Origin of the sequence: Ureibacillus manganicus DSM 26584 (assembly GCF_000772945.1) — a bacterium.
Lineage (GTDB): Bacteria > Bacillota > Bacilli > Bacillales_A > Planococcaceae > Ureibacillus > Ureibacillus manganicus.
The window spans coordinates 111,838-133,800 of the sequence record NZ_JPVN01000010.1; the positions used below are offsets into that span (position 1 = coordinate 111,838).

A 21,963-nucleotide genomic window follows, 5' to 3' on the forward strand; every position below is an offset into this window, starting at 1 on the left:
ATGTTTTAGTGTATTGCCTCTTTATCAAAGTATTTTTCTTTGTTGTCTTCAAACTCGCTGAACTCTTTCATCACCTTACACACAAATTTTATACCCTCGATATAATCCATAACTCGGATATTTTCATTAGGTGCATGAATTTTGGAATTTTCATAACCTACACCAAAGCTAACGGCTGGAATATTGTATTGTTTTGCTAGTTTATACATTGGGCCTGTTCCAGGGGACATGGACAAAACTTGTGGTTTTTTTCCATAGAATTCTTCCGCTTCTTTAATGACAACCTGTGCTAGTGGGTCATTAGGATTAGTCTTCGCCGCCTTTTTTTCACTTATTTTCAATATCTTTATATCATTGAAACCGTGATCATCAAGGTGTTTTCTCAATAATCTGACTATTCTGCTCGGATCTTGACCAGGTACTAACCGGAAATCAATTTTTGCTTTTGCTTTAGATGGAAGTACTGTTTTTGAACCTTCTCCTGTATACCCAGAAACGATTCCACAAATTGTGCAAGTAGGTTGGAAAATTAGTTTTCTCTTTAAATCAGTTCCTTTAAGATTGAGTAAATACCCATCCAATCCAAGATTCTCCTTCATATGATCTTCATGGTATAATATATTTTCTAATATTTTTTCTTCCAACTCATTCGGAGGCTCAACATTATCATAAAAACCCTTAATATTTACCCTTTCATTTACATCTTTTAGAGTACTAAGAGCCCAGACTAAACGCCAAGCAGGATTTTTAATTATGGCTGCATTGGAGGAGTGTAAATCAGTATTCGCTCCTTCTGCCTGTAATTCAACGTAAAGCATTCCCTTCAATCCCAATCTAACAGAGATTGCACCGTCAGGGGTTTTGTAACCAGACTCCCAAATGTAGCCATCCGTTTCAATAATTTCTGGAACACTTTCAATTGCGTCATGTGTATATTGGCTACCAGTTTCCTCTTCACCATCAACAAAAAATTTTATATTAACTGGTAATTCTCCATAAACTTGTTGATACGCATGTATCGCTGCAATTCTAGCCATCAAATTCCCCTTATTATCAGCCACTCCACGTGCGAATAATTTTCCATCATGGATTTCGGCAGCAAAAGGAGGGTAGTTCCATAATTCAATTGGGTCTTCTGGTTGTACATCATAGTGGTTGTAAAAGGAAAGTGTTTTCTTTTTATCTTCCATTATTTTTCCATAAACAACTGGATGCCTTCCGGTCGGTACTATTTGCACTTTGGCATTAAGATTTTTTAAATAATTTGCTACTTTTTGGGACATCTCAGTAATGCCTCGATTTTGTGTGGATACACTCGGTTGCCTACACGCATCTTGCAACCATTCAATGTACATGTCTTGGTTCTCATCTATATACTTAAATAATTTCTCCATTTATTTGTCACCTTTCCAAACTATTTTTTTGATGATAAGTAAAGCAATCGCTTTCTATCAATATAGCAAATATTTTGAATATTTAGTAATATCCATTTCTTTGGCTTGGCCATAAATTTATTTTATAAAGGAATAAATTTCATAAATTGATTTTTTAGTAGCTTAGACTACCCCCATGTTTAAATTGAAAAAATGAATGGATTGAAAGAAGTAATATTTTAAAAACCCCACAATGGTAGAATCTTCTACCATTGTGGGGTTTTTAAAGTTATTTGCTAATTAAAAATAAGGTCAGTTGACATGTTTTTGAGGAACTACAAGAAACCGCAACTTATTATATATGCTATGCATGATATAACTACTATAACGAATTACTATTTTACGCCCCACTTCAGAAGAATGAAGGTTTTCCCTCTATATAATAAAAGAAACTTACTAATCATGGCTAACTGATTTAGTCATTGTTTTTGAAAAGGTATGGGAATGATGGAAAAGTTCACGTCATGACAAGTTATCACGTGAACTTCTTTCCATCATGCCCTGTGTACTTATCGCATTTGACAAAAATTTATACATCTCTGTCGTAGATTCAACTACGACAACAAGCTTAAATCGCTTGCTGTGGCAATCAAATTTAACATAGTTGTGCAACTCTAAAAAATTCCAGCACTATGTGAACCTGCACCATCGTACCGGAATTAAAGAGTTAAAATTTTTATAAAATCATTATAATTTATTTTTATCCAAATTTTTGAATATTATCCTATCACTCTTTAACTTCCTCAATTAAAAAGTGTGCCACTACAACCTCAACTGGCTCTACTAGTATATAATTTCTATACAAGAGCACTGTTGTTCGAATAGCTATGATTGTATGCATAAAAACTTACCGATTAATAGAAATCATATAGTAAATTGTAGTAAAAATAATTTAGCGGTCGTTTATTGGTTCAATAAAATTCAATATAATTAAAGCCTTCGTTAGTTCAAGAAGAAAGGGCATTTCTTGTTAAAGAAAAGCCCTTCCTATTTTATAACCTTTATTTCCGTAGCAGTAATATCTCTTTTATTTACGCTAATATCTGCTATTTCTTTTAAAATAACATTAACCGTTTGTCCTTGTTGCAAGTCCTCAATTGTTATAGATTTCCCTTTATTATCAGTTATAAGAGTATCTTCAGTGACGTTAACATTGCAAAAATATCCTATGGATGGAATATCTCCTTTTTTATCTCTATTAACAGCATCAGTACAATCTACCTCAATACTATTTTGATGAACATTACCAATAAGCCCTTCAATCGAGGAAATTGGCGAACTACAACCCGCTATTAACAGAAGTAACATAAAAGTTGATAAATACTTCGTTATCCCCACTCCTTTTACCTTATTCAATTAACCTGCCCCGTTAGCCATACATGAATCAAAAGATTCACCACAGAGAATGAAAGATAATTACGTTCTTTCATGGTAGTTTAAGTGAATTTCTTCACAATAATATGAAACATTATAATCAATAATCATGTTTTAATTTAAACGAACATCTATTCAAAGTTAGAGTTAAAATGTGCAGCAATTTATAATGGAATTCACATTATTTTAAGTACAATTCATATTAAAACACTGTAGAAAATGTGTAGAATTTGTGTAGAAACTTTTCAACTTCTATCTTTTTCTTTCGTAATCAAAAATATAAAAAAAGCTTCAAACCCTCATTGTATAAGGATTTGAAACTTTTTTAGTTGGTTCAAAATTCTTCTTTCTGAACCTTATTACGTCCCAGGAGGGATTCGAACCCCCGACCGTACGCTTAGAAGGCGTATGCTCTATCCTGCTGAGCTACTGAGACATGGTATTCAAGAGAATATTTCCCTTAAAGACAAGATTTATTATATCCCTAAAACAGATAAGTGTCAACACTTTATGAAAAAGTTTTTTAGGAAATTTAAAATCTTTTTATGAAGATTTCTTTCCCTTCATCAGTATAGCCTGAAACGATCCATTGGTCATTAATATACTCCATGATCACATAACTTTTATCGTCAATTCCTCTAGGCTTTAAAAGACTACCTGGGTTCACAAATAATACGTTATCCAAAAGTTCGCAGCCTAATACATGTGAATGACCGAAAAATACGACATCAGCTTCAAGTTCTTTTGCACGATAAAATATATTCATTGTAGTTGATTTTACATTAAATAGGTGACCATGTGTTACAAAGATTCGCTTTTCCGAGACATCAAATAGTTCTTCTTCAGGATATCTGGAGTCTCGATCACAATTTCCACGCACACGTTTTACTCTCTGTAAATATTCATGATCAAACGGTAATTCACTGTCACCACAATGTATGATGGCATCTACATCCATATGCCTTTCTCGTACTTGTTTAATGACTTCAGCATCTCCGTGGGTATCACTCATAACTAGAAGTTTCATAACATCACCTCAATTAAAATTACAAAAAAAGCTCCATCCCCAATGTGCTCTTGTTTTAATTATTTCAACAAATTTGGTAATTCATCTGCTAACTTACGAATTGCATTTCCACGGTGTGAAATCGCACCTTTTTCTTCAGGTGTAAGTTCTGCCATCGCACGTCCTAGTGCCGGAACATAAAAAATTGGATCATAACCAAAACCGTTTGTACCACGTTTTTCATTTAAAATGACACCTTCACATGTTCCGAAAACCGTGTAAGTTTCAAGGTTAGGACCAGCGATTGCTAATGCGCAACAGAATCGAGCTGTGCGTTCTGCTTCGGGAACACCTTGTAATTTATCTAGCACTTTAACAATATTTGCTTCGTCATCATGATCGCCAGCATAGCGTGCAGAATATACCCCTGGTTCGCCTCCTAAAGCATCTATAGCAAGTCCGCTATCATCTGCTATTACAAGCTTACCAAGCTCACGAGAAAGCGTTTCTGCCTTCAAAACCGCATTTTCTTCAAATGTAGTTCCTGTTTCTTCAATTTCCATATCCGGAGCTACATCAAACATTGTTACTACTTCATATCCAAGTGGTGCAAAAAGTGCTTCAAAATCTTTTGCTTTTCCTTTATTTTTCGTTGCAATAACAACTTGCTTCATTATAATTCCTCCTAGATGTTCTATCGATTAGATTTGACGATTCAAATCATTATCATTTTACATATCCAACTAAATTTGCTGATTCTCCAAGCACTTCTTTCTGTAAAGAAATTAATTTAGTAATTCCCACTTCGCCTAATGCGAGTAAAGAGTTTAATTCCTCACGTGAAAACGTTGCTTCTTCACCAGTCCCTTGTATTTCAACATAACGACCACTGCCAGTCATAATAAGGTTCATATCTACCTTTGCTGAAGTGTCTTCAATATAGTTTAAATCTAAAACAGGACCTACTTCGTCAATAATACCAACACTTGTTGCTGCTAAAAAGTCAGTCACTGGAAACCTTGAAAATGGTTTATTTTGATGAATTTTTGCAATTGCTTGAGTCAGTGCCACAAATGCTCCAGTAATAGAAGCTGTACGTGTTCCACCATCTGCTTGAATGACATCACAATCCACCCATAACGTTCTTTCTCCAAGGGCTTCTAAATCGACGATCGAACGTAAAGCACGTCCAATTAGACGTTGAATTTCCATTGTACGCCCATTGATTTTCCCACGAGTTGCATCGCGTTGTGTTCTTTCAGCTGTAGCTCTTGGTAACATGGAATATTCCGCAGTAATCCAACCTTTGCCTTGACCACGTAAAAATCCAGGAACCCTTTCTTCAATTGTAGCTGTACATATCACTTTTGTATTCCCTACTTGTATTAATACGGATCCTTCTGGATGCATTAAATAGTTTGGTTCAATGGTTACAGCTCTTAATTCATTTGATAATCTTTCATCATGTCTGCTCATAGTTTGTCCTCCTAAAAAGAATCTTCAAATCAGAAGCCAATTGTTTCTCGTCTTAGTTACTGCTTGTCTAAATTTAGAGATAAAATCGTGCCTAGTACACAATGGTACCAGGCACTAATTTTTTTGATAATATTGTTAACTTTACCCACTCTCCGAAAGAAATATTATAACTTTATACGGCGAATGTCTAGGTCGTTTATATCTAACCACTTTTCTGCAATCATACGAAAAATAGGTACGGATCCTGTTGTATGAAAAACGTGATGAGGTTGTTCACCACAATGATTCAATTGGTTGTTATATGCTAACCATTCACCCACTTCTTTTGCTGTTTCCTCAGCAGAAGAAAGTACTGAAACATCTGGTCCAACTACTTTTTCTATATGTTGCTGTAAAATTGGGTAATGAGTACAACCTAAAATAACAGTATCAAATTTTTTATTTGCCAGTGGTTTTAATCCATTTGCTACTAAGTCGAATGCAAATTGCCCTTCGTACTCTCCACTTTCAACAAGTGGTACAAATGTAGGACAAGCAAGAGGAATTATTTTCGCGTTCGAACTTAAAGAAAGTAATGCATTTTCATATGCGCCACTCTTAATTGTTCCTTCTGTTGCTAATACGACAATTTCATTTCGTTTTGTCTGTTTCTCAGCGGCTCTTGCTCCTGGATTAATGACTCCTATTACAGGAATTGGTAATTTCTTCTGCAAACTTTCCAATGTAACAGCAGTGGCAGTGTTACAGGCAATGACGAGCATTTTTATGTTCATGCGTTGTAATGCCTTTGCCATTTGCCATGTAAAGATGCGTACTTCCTGTTTATTTCTCGGTCCATAAGGACATCTCGCAGTGTCACCAATATAATAAATAGATTCTTGTGGTAAAACTTTCATAATTTCTTTTGCTACAGTTAAACCACCAACCCCAGAATCAATTACGCCTATAGGGGCATTCATAGTACCGCCTCGATCCTTTACCTTTACATAGTCACAAAGATAAGAGAATCCTTATACAGAATTCTCGAATCTTGTTCATATAAATTGTGTCTAATTGTTTTGAATGATTGTTACATGTATTGTAGATAACATTTGGTTTCTAACGAAAATACACTACTTTTTTATTTCATTTACATGTCTCGGTTAGGTTTTAAAAACACACGATTTAAAAACATCCCGATTGTCATATTGCCCGATTCAGTAACCAACCTTGAGTGACTATTGCTTAAGTAGTTTCTCATCTTTCACTGATTAGGTTGCAATAATTTTGTTTAAAACTTGAAAAGTGAAGTTTTCGTAAGAACAAATCCTTATATGAGTTCTTTCAACCTGCTCAATAGTAACACTTCTTTTATGACCTTGTCACATTCACAACTTAAAAGTTAATCACTTTTTATTATTGGTGCGATGTGACAATTACTTCATTGCCTAAATACTCTTCTTAAGACACTATAGACCAACACCATTTTTTTGTATGTCTCAACTAAATGGTGAAAAATTTATATAAATGAAGTTAATACTATTTTGAAGTGTTTTCTTGGAAATAGCAAGTATCCTATCAGTGTAATGATAATTCGTCTAGCCTCAGCAATTCAATCAATGCCTGTGATCTGCTTGATACACCTAGTTTTTGAATCGTGTTTGAAATATGATTACGCACCGTTTTCTCGCTAATATTCAGCTTTTGCGAAATTTCCTTCGTTGTATAATCTAAAATTAGTAATTGGAAAATTTCACGCTCTCTTTTCGTCAAAAGCGAACGATGCTGCGGGCTATTCATAAGGCAACACCCTCCTATCTCCTCTTCTATGTAAAGTATGTTGAGAGTGTTTATGCTGTGAGGGCATTTTCACTATTTCCCGTGCAATATTATTTTTTCTTTTTCTGTCCAAGGGGCTCCCTTTCCTGTTGATTTATTTATTTGTACTAAAGCACCGCGGCCAGTAAATACAGATTTGTCTTCTGCATTTTTAGCTAAGTAATGAATATCTACCGAAGAAGTCCCAACATGTGCAGCTTTAACATAGATTTTGAGAATTTCATCAAAATAAACTTGTTTTAAAAAATCACATTGAAGATCTGCCACGACAATAATTTTTTCAGAATTAGATGAGGCCCAGTTGTAATAGCCAATATGCTTTAAATATTCAATCCGAGCTTCTTCAAAATAAACAAATGGAACGGTATTATTTAAGTGACCATACATATCTGTTTCTGAAAACCGTACTTTCACTTCAATATGAAATGTAAATTCTTCTTCCCATTCTATTGGATTATCAATGTATTTTGTTCCCAAATTTCTACATCTCCTTTTGTAGCCATTAAAATAATTATCAATTAGTTTAACTTCTTTATCTATACCCATTTCTCCTTGTTGCTTTTGTTGTATTAATGGTACTTTAATCTCTGCTATTTTTAAAACTGAGTCAATGGCGTTGATATCTTTAGTGTTTTATTGTATTCAGAATAAAATCGTTGAGTTACTTAACGAAATCCAATTTCATGAGAATCATACACTCAGTTTATGCAAGAAATGAAAAGAAGGACATCTAAAGTCAAAACTTTGACTAGATGTCCTTCAAAAAAATAAATTTTGTTAAATTAGTCTACCATATGGTCTGATCCGAAGAAGTTACGGAACATTTGTACAGTAGTAGCACGGTTTAAAGCAGCAATAGAAGTTGTTAAAGGAATACCTTTTGGACATGCAGCTACACAGTTTTGTGAGTTACCGCAGTTTGCAAGGCCTCCATCCCCCATAATTGCATTTAAACGTTCGTCTTTAGTCATAGCACCAGTTGGATGGGCGTTAAATAAGCGTACTTGTGAAAGTGGAGCTGGTCCGATGAAAGAAGCACTTTCAGAAACGTTTGGACATGCTTCCATACATACACCACAAGTCATACATTTAGATAATTCATATGCCCATTGACGTTTACGTTCTGGCATACGTGGACCTTCACCTAAATCGTAAGTACCATCGATTGGAACCCAAGCTTTTACTTTTTTAAGAGCGTTGAACATACGACTACGGTCTACTTGTAAGTCACGTACAACTGGGAAAGTTTTCATTGGTTCTAAACGAATTGGTTGTTCTAATTGGTCAACTAATGTTGAACAAGATTGACGAGGACGACCATTAATAACCATCGAACATGCGCCACATACTTCTTCAAGACAGTTTGAGTCCCAAGTTACAGGAGTAGTCTTTTGACCTTCAGCTGTAACAGGATTTTGTTGGATAACCATTAATGCTGAAATAACGTTCATACCAGGGCGGTAAGGAACTTCGAATTTTTCCCAACGTGAAGATTCACCTGTTTTGTCTTGACGCAGGATTTCAAGTTTCACCGTTCTACTAGTAGTTCCTACGGCTGTTGTCATGATTAAAAACCCCCTTTATTTTTTATGAAGAATAGTCACGTTTACGTGGAGGAATTAATGAAACGTCTACTTCTGCATAGCTGATTTCAGGTTCACCAGTTTGTGGATTATACTTCGCCATTGTTGTTTTTAGGAAGTTTTCATCATCACGTTCTGGGAAATCAGGTTTGTAGTGCGCTCCACGAGATTCGTTACGTAAAAGTGCTCCTTTAGTAATTACAAGAGCAAGGTATAACATGTTTTTCAATTGACGAGTAAAGTGAGCACCTTGGTTACTCCATTTTTGAGTATCGTTAACGTTAATATTTTCCCAACGTTTTAACATGTCAAGTAAAGTATTGTATGTTTTTTCTAGTCTATCGTTATAACGAACTACTGTTACGTTATCAGTCATTAATTCACCAAGTTCTTTGTGAAGTAAGTATGCGTTTTCAGTACCGTCCATTTTAAGGATGTTGTCCCACTTCGCTTGTTCTTCTTGAACACGAGCGTCATATAGAGACTGTGGAAGATCTTCCGCATGCTTTTTCAAACCTTTAACATATTTAACAGCGTTTGGACCTGCAACAGATCCACCGAAAATAGCAGATAATAATGAGTTAGCTCCAAGACGGTTTGCACCGTGTTGTGAATAATCACATTCACCAGCTGCAAAAAGACCTGGAATTTCTGTCATTTGATTGTAATCTACCCAGATTCCACCCATTGAGTAGTGAACTGCAGGGAAGATTTTCATTGGTAATTTACGTGGGTCATCTCCTACGAATTTTTCGTAGATTTCGATAATACCACCAAGTTTAATATCTAATTCATGTGGATCTTTGTGAGAAAGATCTAGGTAAACTACGTTTTCACCGTTAATACCTAATTTTTGGTTAACACACACGTCGAAAATTTCACGTGTTGCAATATCACGAGGTACTAGGTTACCGTAAGCAGGGTATTTTTCCTCTAGGAAGTACCAAGGCTTACCATCTTTATAAGTCCAAATACGTCCACCTTCACCACGTGCTGATTCTGACATTAAGCGGTTTTTGTCATCTCCAGGAATTGCAGTTGGGTGGATTTGGATAAACTCACCATTAGCATATGTAGCACCTTGTTGATATACGATAGAAGCTGCAGAACCAGTGTTGATAACTGAGTTAGTAGATTTACCGAAGATAATACCAGGGCCACCAGTTGCCATAATAACAGCGTCTGAACGGAATGATTGGATTTCTTCAGTTTGCATATCTTGAGCTACGATTCCGCGACAAACGCCTTCATCGTCAATTACTGTTCCAAGGAATTCCCAATGTTCGTATTTAGTTACAAGTCCAGCTACTTCATGACGTCGAACTTGCTCGTCCAATGCATAAAGTAATTGTTGACCAGTTGTTGCACCAGCAAATGCAGTACGGTGCATCAATGTTCCACCGAAACGACGGAAGTCAAGTAAGCCTTCTGGGGTACGGTTGAACATAACACCCATACGGTCGAATAAGTGAATGATCCCAGGTGCAGCATCACACATTGCTTTAACTGGTGGTTGGTTTGCTAAGAAATCTCCACCATAAATTGTATCGTCAAAGTGAATCCAAGGAGAATCCCCTTCACCTTTTGTATTAACTGCTCCATTAATTCCGCCTTGTGCACAAACAGAGTGTGAACGTTTAACGGGAACTAATGAGAATAATTCTACTTCAGTGCCTTCTTCGGCAGCTTTAACTGTAGCCATTAAGCCTGCTAATCCGCCACCAACGACGATTATTTTGCTTTTCGCCATGATTATTCCTCACTCCTCATTATTTACTATTGGAAGTTTATGCAAATCTATTAAACGAATGCTAGAATTGCTGCCACACCAACGATACTAATTACTACGAATAATACCATTGTAATGTAAGTAGCAATTTTTTGTGACTTCGGTGATTGCGTAATTCCCCAGCTTACTAGGAATGCCCAAAGACCATTAGCTAAGTGGAACGTAGCTGCTAAAATACCTACAATGTAGAAACCTAACATCCAAGGATTTGCTACTATTTCTTCCATCATATTAAAGTTAACTTCAGCACCAAGTGCTTTTTGAATACGAGTTTGGAAGATGTGCCATGCTATGAATATTACTAAGAATACCCCTGTAAAACGTTGTATAACGAACATCCAGTTACGGAAAGTACTAAAGCGCTTTACATTAGGAGTAGCAGTGAACGCGATATATACCCCATACAAACCATGGAATAAAAGTGGTATGTAAATTACTACCCATTCAACAATTAGTAATAACCAATGTGGAACTAGTTCCATTAGTCCAGTTGCATTGTTGTAAGCCTCTTCTCCACCAGTAGCAGTGAAGTTAAGTGACAAGTGGAACACCAAGAACAAACCTACAGGAATTACACCTAATAGAGAATGTAAGCGGCGCCAATAAAACTCTTGATTCTTCGACAAGATGGTTACCCCCCTCTAAGTACATTTAAAATACTGAGTCAATACTCTTAACAATTTTATACCATCTAATATTGACTGCATATTTCATCATGTTACAATATTATGACATGTCCATTGTACTCTCATCGTGGATGACCGTCAAGGCAACTTGGGATTTTTTATACATAATTTAGACAAAGATTTTGTATACTTTTCCGGAAAAAACTGCATAAAATTTAATAAAATACAATTTACATACAGGAACGAGGTAATCCGTATCATGAATTCTCACCACAAAACTATTCCAGCTTTCGGTTATGAAATTATAAGAGACTATGCACTACCAACAATACTAGGGAAACATGAAGACGATGTTCTTTACTGGGTAGGAAAAGATATAGCTAGAAAATTCCCTTGCAGTGACTTGCAGTTAATCGTTTCATTTTTTAACGATACAGGTTGGGGATCTCTAACAATCGAAAAGGAATTGAAAGACGGTTACATCTTACAACTTACAAATGAAGATTTGGATCTACTTAACATTAAAAATCGTAAATTCCGACTGGAAGCAGGTTTTATCGCCGAGCAAATTCAAGTATTTAAAGGGTATTTAACTGAATGTTATGATGAGAAGAAAGAAAAAGCTAACGTTGTTCAATTTACTGTTAAGTGGGATGTTAAGGAGAAAATGAGTTAGGGGTTGGAGCGAGAGTGTCCCAACTTTGAGAGGATCGAACTACTGCGAACGGGTAATAGTTGTTCGTAGTAGTTCGGTTTGTATTTTTTTCTGTATCTTGTTCGCTATTCTTATGTGTTTGGAGAACGCTTGGTTGATATTCAGATCAGTATCAGATTCCTTTTTTCGCGACAACTCAACAGTATTTTCAACCACTACTGTCTCGTAACTCACGTTTTTAGGACAACTCCGTGGCTTTTTCCACCTCCACTGTCCAATAACTTAGGTTTTTTGGACAACTCCCTGGCTTTTTCTACCTCTACTGTCCAATAACTCACGTTTTTGGGACAACTCTGTGGCTTTTTCCACTTCTATTGTCCAATAAGACAAGTTTTCGGGACAACTTCGAGGCAATTTATACCTCTACTGTCCAATAACTTAAGTTTTTGGGATAACTCAGCACATTTCCCCACCTACACTGATTCATTCCGGGTTACTAGACACTTTACATCACTGTTCGAAAATCGACCCCCTAGCCACACTTTACAAAATCAACAAAACAATCTATTAAACTAATTCTTCAACTAGATTAAATTCATCATGTAAAGCATTTGCAGCTCGAACCATATCATCTTGAGGGACTACTACAGAAACTTTAATTTCTGAGGTACTTACCATCTTCACCTGGATGTTTTCATTTTTTAAACGATCGAACATGCGTGCAGCTACTCCTGGATTTGATGCCATTCCCGAACCAACAATTGATACTTTCGCTAAGCCCACTTCAAAATCGGCAAAGCCAAAACCAAGCTGCTTTTTATTTGTTTCAAGAACACTGATAGCTTCTGCAAAAACTTCTTTTTCAATTGAAAACGAGACAGTTGGTTTCACCCCATCAATTACAGCTTGTACAATAATATCTACATTTATATGATTTTCGGCTAATGTCGTAAATAAACTAGCTAATGAGGCATGGCCATAAGATTCATATCCAACTGTTAAACGAATGATATCCGTTTCATATGCAACTCCACGAACAATTAAATTTCTCTCCATCTCTAACTCTCCCTTGATAAGTGTTCCTGCTACGTCCTCTATACTTGAACAAACATTTAATGGCATATTAAATTTTTTTGCTAATTCTACTGCCCGAGGATGAATAATCTTTGATCCCAGCAAAGATAGTTCCAACATTTCATCATATGAAATTTGCTTAATTTTTTTTGCTGTTTTTACTATTTTTGGATCGGCGGTGAAAACTCCTACCGCATTTGTGTAAATATCTACCCTTTCAGCACCAATCGCAACTGCAACCCCAACTGCAGTTGTCTCAGGCCCACCCTCTCCTAAAAGAGTAATGTTATTTTCCTGATCTACCCCTTGACCACCAGCAATTATTGGAATCACACCGGTTTTTAAATAATTATTTACTTTTTCACTTTCGATATGATCTATTAACACATTGCGGTTAGGAGTAACAGTGGAAATACCTGCTTGCCAACCAGTGAGTGAAATTGCCTGAAAACCATTTTTATTTAGTGCAATGCTTAGTAAACTACTTGCAATTTGGGTGTTTGTTGAACGAATTGAATCGATTTCTCGCTGAGTCGGCTTTTCAGATAATGTATAAGCATATTGTCTTAACTTTTCATCGATTAAATGAATGTATGGGACAACTACAACAACATCCACCCCTTTATTTTTCTCATTGATAATTCTCTTAGTTATTTGATCTATTCGATCAGGCGATACAAATGTATGCTCATCTAGCTTTATTACAATTCTCGACATTTAAAATCCCCCTTTAATTACTTCAAATATAATTACTCGGTTAATTCTGAATCTTTATGAAAATATTGATGTATCGATTCAGCTAGTTTAGCCGGTATTTTTGCTTGTATTAAATCTTCTTTAGAAGCTTCTCGAATTTTCTTTACTGAGCCAAAATGTTTTAACAATTGCTGTTTACGTTTTGGACCGATTCCTTCAATCTCGTCAAGAACAGACTGAATTGCATTTGTTTGATGTTGCTGACGTAAAAACGTAATCGCAAAACGGTGAACTTCATCTTGAATACGTTGCAATAAATAAAAGCCATCACTTGTACGCTTCATTTCGACAGGAACAGGAGGGTCGCCAAATAGCAATTGAGACGTATTATGTTTATCGTCCTTTGCAAGCCCTGCAATTGGGATATATAAACCTAACTCATCTTCAATAACTTCACGCGCGACTTCCATTTGCCCCTTCCCACCATCAATAATAATTAAATCAGGTAAAGGTAAATTTTCTTTTAATACACGCGTATATCTGCGACGTATTACTTCTTGCATTGCACCGTAATCATCATGTGCTTGTGATTCTCTTAGCTTATATTTTCGATATTCTTTTTTTGCAGGTTTTCCATCGATAAAAACTACCATAGCTGAAACTGCATCGGTGCCGTGCATGTGACTATTATCAAATGCTTCAATACGTAAAGGTGTAGCGATATTCATCGCATCTCCTAATTCCTCAGACGCACCGATTGTTCTTTCTTCTTGTCGTTCAATTAGTTGGAACTTTTCACGTACTGCAATTTGTGCATTCTTCATGGCTAGGTCAACAAGTTCTTTCTTTGAACCACGTTTTGGCGTATACACTTTCACTTCAAGAAGTTTTTCAAGTAAGGACTTATCTATTTCATTTGGAATAAAAATTTCCTTTGGTTTAATATGTTCAGCAATATCATAGAAACGGCCGACATATGTAAGAAATTCTTCCTCTGGATCACGATAGATTGGAAAAATAGAGACGTCACGCTCGATTAACTTTCCTTGTCGAACAAAAAATACTTGAACACACATCCATCCTTTTTCTACTGCATATCCAAATACATCACGGTTTGACATGTCTCCACTGACCATTTTTTGTTTTTGCATTACAGTTTCAATGTGTTGAATTTGGTCTCGAAGTTCCTTTGCGCGTTCGAACTCTAAGTTTTCTGCCGCTTCGAACATTTTCTTCTCTATATTTTCCTTAACTTCTTCATAGCCACCATGTAGAAATTTTGAGATTTCATCTGTCATTTCATTAAACACATTTTGGTCAATCTCTTTTACACAAGGAGCTAGGCATTGGCCTAGATGGTAGTAGAGGCAAACACGATCTGGTAGTTTGTTGCATTTTCGGTAGGGATAAATACGATCCAACAATTTTCGGGTTTCATTTGCTGCACCTGCATTTGGATAAGGTCCAAAATATTTTGCTTTGTCTTTTTTTACTTTTCGTGTAATGAGAACACGAGGATACTTTTCATTTGTAATTTTTATGTAAGGATAGGACTTATCATCCTTTAACATCACGTTATATTTTGGGTCGTGAAGTTTGATTAGATTTAACTCTAATATTAATGCTTCTAAATCACTAGAAGTAATAATATATTCAAAATCCTCAATTTCACTCACAAGTCTTTGGGTTTTGCCGTCATGTGAACCAGTAAAATAAGAACGCACACGGTTTTTTAATATTTTTGCCTTACCCACATAAATAATGGTGCCTTGTCGATCCTTCATCAAATAACATCCAGGTTCATCGGGTAATATGGCTAATTTATTTTGAATGTTTTCATTCATAAACGATCACCTATTAGGGTATTTTTCATAATTATAAGTTGTGTGACACCACAAAAGCGAGAAAAAGTCATTTATTCTTTAAATTGTAGGAAATTATCGGGGTTTTGTTTGCAGTTTATGAGTATAGGACTATTTCAAGGAAATATTTTTTTACCTAAACTAGATTATAAAAATAAAAAAACCGAGTACTTTAGCACTCGGTTTGTAGTCGTAAATTATTTATTGCTGTTAATGAACTCAATTAAAGCTTCTTTAGGTTGGAATCCAACAGTTTTTGCAACTTGTTGTCCGTCTTTAAATAATAGTAAAGTCGGAATTGACATTACTTGATATTCTGCTGCTGTCGCTTGGTTATTATCAACGTCTAACTTAGCAATTTTTACTTGGTCACCAATTTCAGCATCGATTTCTTCTAGTACTGGTGCAATCATTTTACAAGGTCCGCACCAAGTAGCCCAAAAGTCTACTAATACAACGCCATTAGCGATTTCTTCATTAAAGTTTTGATCTGTTACATGTACAATTGCCATTTTCATAGCCTCCTTAAATCTAACATCTTAATGTAGTATAGCACGCAAAAAAAAAGAGAGGTAGTAAAGTGAACTGAAAAAAGCACAAAATATTTACAACCTTTTTACATGCTTAAAAAAATAAAAGGCCCTACTATAAACCTATAGTAGGGCTCATTATAAAAATATTAAGATCCAACTTTTAATGATTTAATCTCTTCAATCATTAACGGAATGACTTCAAATAAGTCTCCAACGATTCCATAATCAGCTACTTTGAAGATGTTTGCTTCTGGGTCTTTATTAATAGCGACGATTACTTTTGAGTTTGACATACCAGCCAAATGTTGAATCGCACCTGAAATACCAGCAGCGATATATAAATCTGGAGTTACCACTTTACCTGTTTGACCAATTTGTAGTGAATAATCACAATAGTCAGCGTCACATGCACCACGGGATGCACCAACTGCCCCTCCAAGTAATTTTGCTAATTCTTGTAATGGCTCGAAGCCTTCAGAAGATTTCACACCACGTCCACCAGCTACTACAACTTTCGCTTCTGATAAATCTACACCTTCAGTTGTTTTGCGAACCACTTCTTTAATAATAGTTCGTAGATTTGTAATCTCTACAGATAAAGATTCTACTGATCCAGAACGGCTTTCGTCTTTTGCAAGCGGTGCAATATTGTTTGGACGAATTGTAATGAATACAATTCCCTCTTTAATTTTAACTTTTTCAAAAGCTTTTCCAGAATAGATTGGGCGAACAAATAATGCACTAGCACCTGAACCCTCAATTTCCGTTACATCTGAAATTAGTCCAGAATTTAATCGAGACGAAATTTTTGGTGATAAATCTTTTCCAAGTGATGTATGACCGAAAACGATTGCCTCTGGTTTTTCTTGATCACAAACTGCTAAAATTGCTTGGCTATAACCATCAGATGTATAAGATTTCAAATGCGGATGCTCCACCGTTACTACTCGGTCTGCTCCAAATGCGATTAAATTAGATGCTAAATTAGCAACGCTATCTCCTAATAATAATCCAATGATTTCTCCACCATCAGCAATTTGTTTTGCTGCTGCAATGGCTTCATATGATACGTTACGAATAACCCCTTCACGAACTTCACCTAAAACTAATACTTTTTTAGACATGTATACCCCTCCGTTTCCCTAATAACCTATTAGATTACTTTTGCTTCTGAATGAAGTAGTTGAATTAATTCTTTTACTTGCTGTCCAATATCGCCTTCTAATATACGTCCAGCAGCTTTTTGCTTTGGTAAATAAACTTCAACTGTTTCAACTTTTAACTCAATATCATCTTCATCAATATCTAAGTCGTCTAACTCTAATTCCTCGAGAGGTTTTTTCTTTGCTTTCATAATTCCAGGCAAAGAAGGATAACGTGGTTCATTTAACCCTTGTTGAGCAGTGACTAATAAAGGTAATTTAGTTTCGATTACCTCAGAATCTCCCTCAATATCACGTACGATTTTTACGTCAGTGCCATCAATTTCTAAATCAGTAATTGTTGTTACGTAATTAATTCCTAAAAGATCTGCTACACGTGGACCTATTTGACCTGTTCCACCATCAATTGCAACATTACCAGCTAATATTAAATCAGCCTCTTTATCTTTTAAGTATTCTGCTAGAATATAAGCTGCAGTTGATTGATCTAACTCATCTAGATCGTCTTCTGTATTTATAAGTACTGCTTCATCAGCTCCCATTGCAAGTGCTGTACGAAGTTGTTTTTCTGCATCTTCCCCGCCAATAGTTACAACAACTACTTTTCCACCTTTTGCGTCTCTTACTTGAATTGCTTCTTCAATTGCATACTCGTCATATGGGTTGATGATGAATTCAGCACCATCTTCTTGAATTTTCCCACCTGAAATGACAATCTTTTCTTCCGTATCAAAAGTTCGTTTTACTAATACGTAAATATTCATATTAAATACCCCCTATTCGAATTATTTCCCCGTGAAATTTGGCTTACGTTTTTCAATGAAAGCCTGAATTCCTTCTTTTGCATCTTCTGAAACGAATACAGTACCGAAACTTTCTGCCTCCGCTTTTACCCCTTCGTAGAAAGAAGCACTTTTACTATATTGAAGCATTTGGATTGCCGCTTTTAATGCAATAGGACTTTTTTCTGCTATCTTCTTAGCAAGCTGTAACGTATTTGGTAATAGCTCATCAATAGGATATGCTTTATTAGCTAGTCCAAATTGCACTGCTTCAGTACCGGATATCGGTTCAGCCGTAAACAGCATTTCCGCTGCTTTTGCTGTACCTACATATTTGGGTAATCTTTGCGATCCAGCAAATCCTGGGATTAATCCTAGAGCTAACTCAGGTAAGCCTAGTTTTGCATCTTCAGCTACATAGCGAATGTGACAGCCCATTGCGAGTTCAAGACCTCCACCAAGTGCTGCACCATGAATAGATGCAATAACTGGTTTTGGGAAAGATTCTAGTCGTTCAAAAACATTTTGGCCATGTGCTGCTAATTTTGAAAATTCTGCCCCTGAAGTAACTTCCGTGAATTCTTTAATATCGGCACCTGCTGAGAAGAATCTTCCTTCTCCGTGAAGGACAATGACTCTAACTGACTCATCATGTTCAAATGTATTTAGCATTTCATTTACTTCTTGGATCAGTTGTCTTGAAAGTGCATTTGCTGGTGGTCGATTAATCGTGACAACAGCAACCTTATCTTCAACTTTCCATGATAGAAATTCCATTCCCCATTCCCCCTTTGCGATTACCCTTTTAGCCCATTTATTAATAACTTCTTCACTTTTGGTGCACTTTCTAATAAGTCATAACGAAACTCATTCATCACCCATGTTGTAATATTTTCATCGATTGTTCCAAAGACCATCTGACGAGCAACGCGTACGTCCATGGTAGGGTCAAAATCACCCTTTGTCATACCTTCGATTAATATCTCATCTAATAATCTTAAATATTCTTTAAGAATCATATTTATTTTCATTCGTATATCTTTATTGGATTGCCTCAGTTCTAATTGTGTAACTGTTGCAAGGTGATGATCATTTGCTAAAACTTGAAAATGGTTATCGATCATATTTGATAACTTTTCAATTGGTGTTTTCCCTTTTTGAATGATTTCGGTTAAATTCTCAACGAATACACCCATTTTTTCTTGGAATACAGAAATTAGTATATCTTCCTTATTTTTAAAATATAAATAAATTGTACCATCTGCTACCCCTGCTTGTTTAGCAATTTTCGAAACTTGTGCCTGGTGGTAGCCGTTTTCGGCAATTGCAATGACAGCTGCATCGACTATTTGTTTATATTTCGGTTTATCACGATTCATGTTATTACACCGCCATTTAAAACTTGATGTGTTACTAAAACTGCTAACAAGAGCAATTCCTTTGCTGTATGAAAGAAATAATTTTTTACAAAAAAATACGAAAACATAAAATGAATGACTATTCATTCATGTTTTCATATTATAATCTATTCAATTTTCTGTCAACAGTTGTAGCCGATTATTTTGCTTGTAATTGCTCCATTTTTGCTTTTTCTTCATCAATTAACGTACGACGAAGGATTTTACCAACAGCAGTTTTTGGTAACTCTTTACGGAACTCATAGAATCGAGGCACCTTATATGCTGCAAGATTTTGTCTGCAGTATTTATTTAATTCTTCTTCTGTAGCAGTTTTACCTTCCTTAAGAACAATATAAGCTTTTACTGTTTCACCACGATAAGGATCTGGAATCCCAGCTACTACACATTCCTGAATAGCCTCATGTTCATATAAAACTTCTTCCACTTCTCTTGGATAAATATTAAACCCACCCGCTATGATCATATCTTTCTTGCGGTCAACTACATAGAAGTAGCCTTCTTCATCCATATATCCTAAATCGCCCGTTAAGAACCAACCATCACTAAAAGACATAGCCGTGTCTTCTGGTCGATTCCAATACCCTTTCATCACCTGTGGTCCTTTAATGGCAATTTCACCAATTTCTCTAGGAGGTAAAATCGTTCCATCTGAAGATTGTAATATAACTGCCTCTGTATCTGGCCAAGGAACTCCAATTGAACCTTTCACACGTTTCCCCCAAATAAAGTTCGCGTGAGTCACCGGTGATGTTTCAGTTAAACCGTAACCTTCAACAAGTTTTCCACCTGTAAGTTCTTCGAATTTATCTTGCACTTCAACAGGTAGTGGTGCTGAACCACTAATACATGCCTTAATGGAAGATAAATTATACTTAGCAAGATCAGGATGATTTAAAAGTCCGATATACATTGTTGGTGCACCTGGGAAAAGTGTTGGCTTTTGTTTGTCGATTGCTTTTAATGCAGTTTCTACATCAAACTTTGGTATTAAGACCATTTTGTTATTTTTCATAATAGTTAATAATAATACAGTAGTCATACCATATACGTGGAAAAATGGCAGCATTCCGAGAACAACTTCTTCACCTTCAACACATTTAAACAACCAGGCATCACACATTTTCGTGTTTGCAATTAAATTCTTATGCGTTAACATAACCCCTTTTGGATAGCCTGTTGTACCACCTGTATACTGAAGAAGTGCTAAATCATTAACTTCATAGTCGAACCCATCTATTACTTTTGCTTCAGTAACACGCATGATTTCTGTAAATAGGTGATTCATCCCCTTATGTTCAACTTTCACACTAAACCCGTATTGCTTTTTTTGTATGAATGGATAAATTAAGTTCTTAGGGAATGGTAAATAGTCTTTAATACCCGTTATGATAACGTTTTCAATTTTAGTGTCTTTAAGTACCTTCGTGACTCTTGGATACAAAATATCCATTGCTAAAATTACTTTCGTACCGGAATCTTCCATTTGATATTGAAGTTCTCGTTCTGTATAGAGCGGATTTGTTTGAACCACTATTCCACCCGCATACAAAATCCCAAAATACGCAATCACTGCTTGTGGACAATTCGGTAGCATAATTGCTACTCGATCCCCTTTTTCCACACCCAGTTTCTTCAAGTAATTTGCAAATTTCAGCGATGACTCATAAAGCTCTTTGTAATTTAGCTCTTTTCCCATAAAGTGAATTGCAATTTTTCCTGGGTTGTTGTTGTAAGCTCTAGTCAGTAAGTCTTGTATAGGCCTATCTTCATACGTAAGTGTGGATGGTATTTCTTCCGGATATTGCGAAAGCCAAACTTTCTCCGACATGAACATCTCCCCTTTGTTCAGAAAATTCAATTTTCTGAATTTATTATAATTGAAAAAGATTTGTATATCAACTATATTTTTACTAAAATTTCATTTATTCGCTAGAAAATGTAGAAAAATTCTATTTAATACAAACAAAGTATCTCTGTTTATTATTATTTTCATAGATTACTTATGGTGAATTTTGTTATAGAAATATATCTTATTTAAGTATTTTCTAAAAATAAAAAAGTTAGCAAATAGTTAATTACACTATTTACCAACTTCTATTAGTCAAAAATTATTTACAATTCAATACTATATAGTGGCCATATAATAGATGCCAACTATTACGAATAATATACAAACGATAATAAGTACTTTCGCTAATTTTTCCATTCAATCGCCCCTAAATAATACTAGCCCCTATTACAAATGATAACCCTAATGATATGGTAAAAGAAATTAAACCAACAGATCGGTTATCCTTAGCAATTTCTTCATCAACGTTAATTCGTGGTGTTAAAAACTCAAATAAGAAGTATGCACAAATGAGTAATAAGAAACCAAACAATCCCCATCCCAGCATTTCTAATAATGATGTATGGCGTTCAATAGAGTACCTGAAAATATTACACACACCTAATATTTTCCCGCCGGTAGCTAGAGCGACTGCAACATTTCCTTTTTTGATTTCTTCCCAGTTTTTATATTTTGTCACAAGTTCAAATAGTATCATTGAGACAATTAAACAAAGGATGACCACACTAAAATATCCCGCGGTTTCAACAACTGGATGATTCCAAAAGCTTGAATTTTGCAAATTGTCATCCCCTTCACGATTTGCGCTTGATTAATAACTTTT

21 protein-coding genes and 1 tRNA gene are annotated in these 21,963 nt (G+C 35.6%); 1 reads left to right on the plus strand and 21 read right to left on the minus strand.

Annotated elements, in window-relative coordinates; genetic code table 11:
• Positions 1-5 precede the first annotated feature (5 nt).
• The 12 genes from CD29_RS09785 to CD29_RS09840 all read right to left on the minus strand — a co-directional run bounded on the left by CD29_RS09785 (position 6) and on the right by CD29_RS09840 (position 11,105).
• Complete coding sequence (locus tag CD29_RS09785) at positions 6-1,394, minus strand: M20/M25/M40 family metallo-hydrolase (protein ID WP_052124106.1); 1,389 nt, start codon at positions 1,392-1,394, stop codon at positions 6-8.
• A 1,026-nt stretch (positions 1,395-2,420) separates the two neighbouring features.
• Positions 2,421-2,789 carry a hypothetical protein gene (locus CD29_RS09790; RefSeq protein ID WP_036185993.1) on the minus strand — a complete coding sequence of 123 codons (369 nt, stop codon included), beginning with the start codon at positions 2,787-2,789 and terminating at the stop codon, positions 2,421-2,423.
• A 380-nt stretch (positions 2,790-3,169) separates the two neighbouring features.
• Positions 3,170-3,243, minus strand: a tRNA-Arg gene (locus CD29_RS09795).
• 96 nt (positions 3,244-3,339) lie between these two features.
• A complete protein-coding gene (locus CD29_RS09800) occupies positions 3,340-3,834 on the minus strand; it encodes a metallophosphoesterase (protein ID WP_036185995.1) in 495 nt (164 codons plus the stop codon).
• A gap of 59 nt (positions 3,835-3,893) precedes the next feature.
• Positions 3,894-4,487 carry an XTP/dITP diphosphatase gene (locus CD29_RS09805; RefSeq protein ID WP_036185998.1) on the minus strand — a complete coding sequence of 198 codons (594 nt, stop codon included), beginning with the start codon at positions 4,485-4,487 and terminating at the stop codon, positions 3,894-3,896.
• 52 nt (positions 4,488-4,539) lie between these two features.
• Positions 4,540-5,289, minus strand: coding sequence for a ribonuclease PH (rph, locus tag CD29_RS09810; protein WP_036186000.1), 750 nt, complete (start codon positions 5,287-5,289; stop codon positions 4,540-4,542).
• A 164-nt stretch (positions 5,290-5,453) separates the two neighbouring features.
• Positions 5,454-6,248: a glutamate racemase gene (gene racE / locus CD29_RS09815; protein ID WP_036186001.1), complete on the minus strand. Its 795-nt coding sequence runs from the start codon at positions 6,246-6,248 to the stop codon at positions 5,454-5,456.
• Between the two features lie 598 nt (positions 6,249-6,846).
• A complete protein-coding gene (locus tag CD29_RS09820; protein ID WP_036186004.1) occupies positions 6,847-7,068 on the minus strand; it encodes a helix-turn-helix domain-containing protein in 222 nt (73 codons plus the stop codon).
• Between the two features lie 72 nt (positions 7,069-7,140).
• Positions 7,141-7,584 (minus strand): acyl-CoA thioesterase, encoded by a 444-nt coding sequence (locus CD29_RS09825; protein WP_036186006.1) that lies wholly within the window; start codon positions 7,582-7,584, stop codon positions 7,141-7,143.
• Positions 7,585-7,889: 305 nt separating this feature from the next.
• A complete protein-coding gene (gene sdhB, locus CD29_RS09830) occupies positions 7,890-8,672 on the minus strand; it encodes a succinate dehydrogenase iron-sulfur subunit (RefSeq protein ID WP_036186007.1) in 783 nt (260 codons plus the stop codon).
• A 22-nt stretch (positions 8,673-8,694) separates the two neighbouring features.
• Entirely contained in the window at positions 8,695-10,440 is a 1,746-nt protein-coding gene (sdhA, locus tag CD29_RS09835; RefSeq protein WP_036186009.1) for a succinate dehydrogenase flavoprotein subunit, read from the minus strand.
• A 50-nt stretch (positions 10,441-10,490) separates the two neighbouring features.
• Positions 10,491-11,105, minus strand: a complete 615-nt coding sequence (locus CD29_RS09840) for a succinate dehydrogenase cytochrome b558 subunit (protein WP_036186010.1) — start codon at positions 11,103-11,105, stop codon at positions 10,491-10,493.
• Between the two features lie 256 nt (positions 11,106-11,361).
• Here CD29_RS09840 and CD29_RS09845 point away from each other — a divergent pair, with 256 nt between their 5' ends.
• Positions 11,362-11,781: a YslB family protein gene (locus CD29_RS09845; protein WP_197061753.1), complete on the plus strand. Its 420-nt coding sequence runs from the start codon at positions 11,362-11,364 to the stop codon at positions 11,779-11,781.
• 546 nt (positions 11,782-12,327) lie between these two features.
• Here the strand turns inward: CD29_RS09845 and CD29_RS09850 are convergent.
• The 9 genes from CD29_RS09850 to CD29_RS09890 form a co-directional block, all read right to left on the minus strand.
• Positions 12,328-13,551 carry an aspartate kinase gene (locus tag CD29_RS09850; RefSeq protein ID WP_036186013.1) on the minus strand — a complete coding sequence of 408 codons (1,224 nt, stop codon included), beginning with the start codon at positions 13,549-13,551 and terminating at the stop codon, positions 12,328-12,330.
• Positions 13,552-13,583: 32 nt separating this feature from the next.
• A complete protein-coding gene (gene uvrC, locus CD29_RS09855; protein ID WP_036186014.1) occupies positions 13,584-15,374 on the minus strand; it encodes an excinuclease ABC subunit UvrC in 1,791 nt (596 codons plus the stop codon).
• A gap of 215 nt (positions 15,375-15,589) precedes the next feature.
• Positions 15,590-15,904 carry a thioredoxin gene (gene trxA, locus CD29_RS09860; protein WP_036186016.1) on the minus strand — a complete coding sequence of 105 codons (315 nt, stop codon included), beginning with the start codon at positions 15,902-15,904 and terminating at the stop codon, positions 15,590-15,592.
• A 167-nt stretch (positions 15,905-16,071) separates the two neighbouring features.
• Positions 16,072-17,049, minus strand: a complete 978-nt coding sequence (locus CD29_RS09865) for an electron transfer flavoprotein subunit alpha/FixB family protein (RefSeq protein WP_036186019.1) — start codon at positions 17,047-17,049, stop codon at positions 16,072-16,074.
• 29 nt (positions 17,050-17,078) lie between these two features.
• On the minus strand, positions 17,079-17,852 hold the full coding sequence (locus CD29_RS09870; protein ID WP_036186021.1) for an electron transfer flavoprotein subunit beta/FixA family protein: 774 nt from the start codon (positions 17,850-17,852) through the stop codon (positions 17,079-17,081).
• Positions 17,853-17,873: 21 nt separating this feature from the next.
• On the minus strand, positions 17,874-18,647 hold the full coding sequence (locus CD29_RS09875) for an enoyl-CoA hydratase (protein ID WP_036186023.1): 774 nt from the start codon (positions 18,645-18,647) through the stop codon (positions 17,874-17,876).
• Between the two features lie 20 nt (positions 18,648-18,667).
• Positions 18,668-19,249 carry a TetR/AcrR family transcriptional regulator gene (locus CD29_RS09880; RefSeq protein ID WP_036186026.1) on the minus strand — a complete coding sequence of 194 codons (582 nt, stop codon included), beginning with the start codon at positions 19,247-19,249 and terminating at the stop codon, positions 18,668-18,670.
• A gap of 178 nt (positions 19,250-19,427) precedes the next feature.
• On the minus strand, positions 19,428-21,119 hold the full coding sequence (locus CD29_RS09885; RefSeq protein WP_036186029.1) for a long-chain-fatty-acid--CoA ligase: 1,692 nt from the start codon (positions 21,117-21,119) through the stop codon (positions 19,428-19,430).
• Between the two features lie 388 nt (positions 21,120-21,507).
• Positions 21,508-21,921, minus strand: a complete 414-nt coding sequence (locus CD29_RS09890) for a DUF350 domain-containing protein (protein WP_036186031.1) — start codon at positions 21,919-21,921, stop codon at positions 21,508-21,510.
• Positions 21,922-21,963 lie beyond the last annotated feature (42 nt).

Bases quoted from the DNA above. Each gene is read 5' to 3' on its own strand.
- CD29_RS09785 (WP_052124106.1), bottom strand. From the start codon at position 1,394: ATGGAGAAATTATTTAAGTATATAGATGAGAACCAAGACATGTACATT.
- CD29_RS09800 (WP_036185995.1), bottom strand. From the start codon at position 3,834: ATGAAACTTCTAGTTATGAGTGATACCCACGGAGATGCTGAAGTCATT.
- CD29_RS09805 (WP_036185998.1), bottom strand. From the start codon at position 4,487: ATGAAGCAAGTTGTTATTGCAACGAAAAATAAAGGAAAAGCAAAAGAT.
- rph (WP_036186000.1), bottom strand. From the start codon at position 5,289: ATGAGCAGACATGATGAAAGATTATCAAATGAATTAAGAGCTGTAACC.
- racE (WP_036186001.1), bottom strand. From the start codon at position 6,248: ATGAATGCCCCTATAGGCGTAATTGATTCTGGGGTTGGTGGTTTAACT.
- CD29_RS09820 (WP_036186004.1), bottom strand. From the start codon at position 7,068: ATGAATAGCCCGCAGCATCGTTCGCTTTTGACGAAAAGAGAGCGTGAA.
- sdhB (WP_036186007.1), bottom strand. From the start codon at position 8,672: ATGACAACAGCCGTAGGAACTACTAGTAGAACGGTGAAACTTGAAATC.
- sdhA (WP_036186009.1), bottom strand. From the start codon at position 10,440: ATGGCGAAAAGCAAAATAATCGTCGTTGGTGGCGGATTAGCAGGCTTA.
- CD29_RS09850 (WP_036186013.1), bottom strand. From the start codon at position 13,551: ATGTCGAGAATTGTAATAAAGCTAGATGAGCATACATTTGTATCGCCT.
- uvrC (WP_036186014.1), bottom strand. From the start codon at position 15,374: ATGAATGAAAACATTCAAAATAAATTAGCCATATTACCCGATGAACCT.
- trxA (WP_036186016.1), bottom strand. From the start codon at position 15,904: ATGGCAATTGTACATGTAACAGATCAAAACTTTAATGAAGAAATCGCT.
- CD29_RS09865 (WP_036186019.1), bottom strand. From the start codon at position 17,049: ATGTCTAAAAAAGTATTAGTTTTAGGTGAAGTTCGTGAAGGGGTTATT.
- CD29_RS09870 (WP_036186021.1), bottom strand. From the start codon at position 17,852: ATGAATATTTACGTATTAGTAAAACGAACTTTTGATACGGAAGAAAAG.
- CD29_RS09875 (WP_036186023.1), bottom strand. From the start codon at position 18,647: ATGGAATTTCTATCATGGAAAGTTGAAGATAAGGTTGCTGTTGTCACG.
- CD29_RS09880 (WP_036186026.1), bottom strand. From the start codon at position 19,249: ATGAATCGTGATAAACCGAAATATAAACAAATAGTCGATGCAGCTGTC.
- CD29_RS09885 (WP_036186029.1), bottom strand. From the start codon at position 21,119: ATGTCGGAGAAAGTTTGGCTTTCGCAATATCCGGAAGAAATACCATCC.